Annotated in this window: 2 protein-coding genes; both read right to left on the bottom strand. The window is 68.2% G+C overall.

The features are described from left to right. A partial coding sequence (locus KH616_RS24675) for a cation:proton antiporter (RefSeq protein WP_292253894.1) occupies positions 1 to 620 on the bottom strand: 620 nt, incomplete at its 3' end. 188 nt (positions 621 to 808) lie between these two features. Continuing rightward, positions 809 to 1,920: cytochrome c (locus KH616_RS24670; protein WP_292253892.1), on the bottom strand; the 1,112-nt coding region annotated here is incomplete at its 5' end.

Below are 1,920 nucleotides of genomic sequence, written 5' to 3'. Positions count from 1 at the left end.
GCGAGGCCGTGCTCGCGCAGCACGCGGATGAGGGCATCCGTCTCGGGCATCGCGCTCGCGCGGTAGCTCTGGTGCAGCGTGTCCTCGGTCGCCGCGCCCGCATCGAACTCGTCGTTACCGGCGTTGGCGTCCGTTCCGAAGAGCCGCTCGCCGGTCCCGTTTTCCCATGCGTCGTCGATCCAGGTCGCGATCTGCTCATTGGTGCTCAGTCCGTTGCCGGAAGCGAGGAAGCCGACCAGAAGGCCGATCACATCAAACTGCGCCGGTGTTCCGCCGTAGCCCTCCTCGGCGACGCGGTTGAGCAGGAAGGCGCCGAGCAGCGTCGCGACGGTGATCTGCACGATGGCGCCCGGCAATGCGATCTTGCGCACCGCGAGCAGATCGCCAAGCGAAAAATGCAGCCCGACACCGAACATCAGCAGCATCACGCCGATTTCGGCGAGCTGCTGCGCGAGCGACAGATCCGCGACGAAGCCCGGCGTGCCGGGACCGATCACGATGCCGGCGAGCAGATAACCGACGAGCGGCGGCATTTTCAGCAGCGATGCGAGGTAACCGAAGATCAGCGCGAGCCCGAAACCGGCCGCGAGCAAGGCAATCAGGCTGACGTCATGAGGCATCCTCCCTCCCGTGTCGATGTAATCGTTTAGTAAGGAGCAAGGATAAGGGATGATGCGGGAGAAATGGCGCGCCGCCGCCAAAATTTCGCGCGGCGGCGATGCCTGGCGCACGAATGGAAGACGACGCCGCGCGGACTCGGCGGCGCCGGATGCAACGGACGCGGCGCAACGCGTCCGTTGCAGGCCGATCAGCGCGCGGCTTGCGGAAAGCGCGCGCCCGGCGGCGGCTCAGGCCGCGTCGCGGGCACCGCCTTGCGGACCTTCGCGACCTGCGCGGCACTCACCGGCGAGCCGATATTGCCCCAGCTCGTGCGCACGAAGTTCGCGACGTCCGCGACCTCCTGATCCGACAGACGCCAGCCGAACGGCGGCATGGTGAATGTCGACGGCGCGGTGTGCGTACCTTGCAGCGCGCTGCCTTCGAGCACGACGTGGATCAGCGACGTCGGATCGTCGCCCTGCACGACCGGATTGCCACCCAGCGCGGGGAACACGCGCGTATACCCGTGCCCGTCGCTGCGGTGGCAGGCCATGCAGTTGTCTCGATAGACCGCCGCGCCCGCTTTGCCCACGTCGCCGCTGCGCAGCGCCTCCGTCACGGCGCCGTCGTAGACATAAGGCGTCTCGCCCTGTACGCGCGGTGCGAGCGTCTTCGTATAGCGGGCGATCGCGGTGAGGTCGCCGTCGGTCATGTGCTGCATGCTGTGCCCGACCACGTCCGTCATCCCGCCGAACGCGGCCGTGCGCGACGTGCGCCCGGTCTTCAGGAACTGCACAATTTCCGCTTCGCTCCACGTGCCGAGGCCCGTGCGCGTCTCGCCGCGCAGGCTCGTCGGCACCCAGCCGTCGATCGCCGCGCCGCCGGCGAGGAAATCCGGGCCGTCCGCATCGGTCAGCGCACGCTCCTGCATCGTCGGCGCACGCGGTGTGTGACACGCGCCGCAGTGGCCGAGCCCTTGCACCAGATACGCGCCGCGCGCGACGACCGGATCGGCATACGCAGTCGCATCGAACGGCTTCGGCGCGGGTGCGTACAGCTTGCGCCAGAACCCGAGCGGCCAGCGCATCGACAGCGGCCAGACGATGTCGACCGCGCGGTTCGGCTGGCGGACCGGCGCGACACCCTGCATGAAGTACGCATAGAGTGCCTTCACATCGTCTCCGGTGAGGCGCGCGTATGACGGATACGGCATCGCCGGATACAGCGTGTCGCCGTTCTTGCGCACGCCCGCACGCACCGCGCGGTCGAAATCTTCGAGCGTCCAGCCGCCTAGACCCGTCTGCGGATCGGGCGTGATGT

This window comes from Burkholderia sp. (assembly GCF_018375725.1).
GTDB lineage: Bacteria > Pseudomonadota > Gammaproteobacteria > Burkholderiales > Burkholderiaceae > Burkholderia.
Note: the sequence above shows the minus strand (reverse complement) of the source record. Positions and strands in the feature narration are given on the sequence as shown.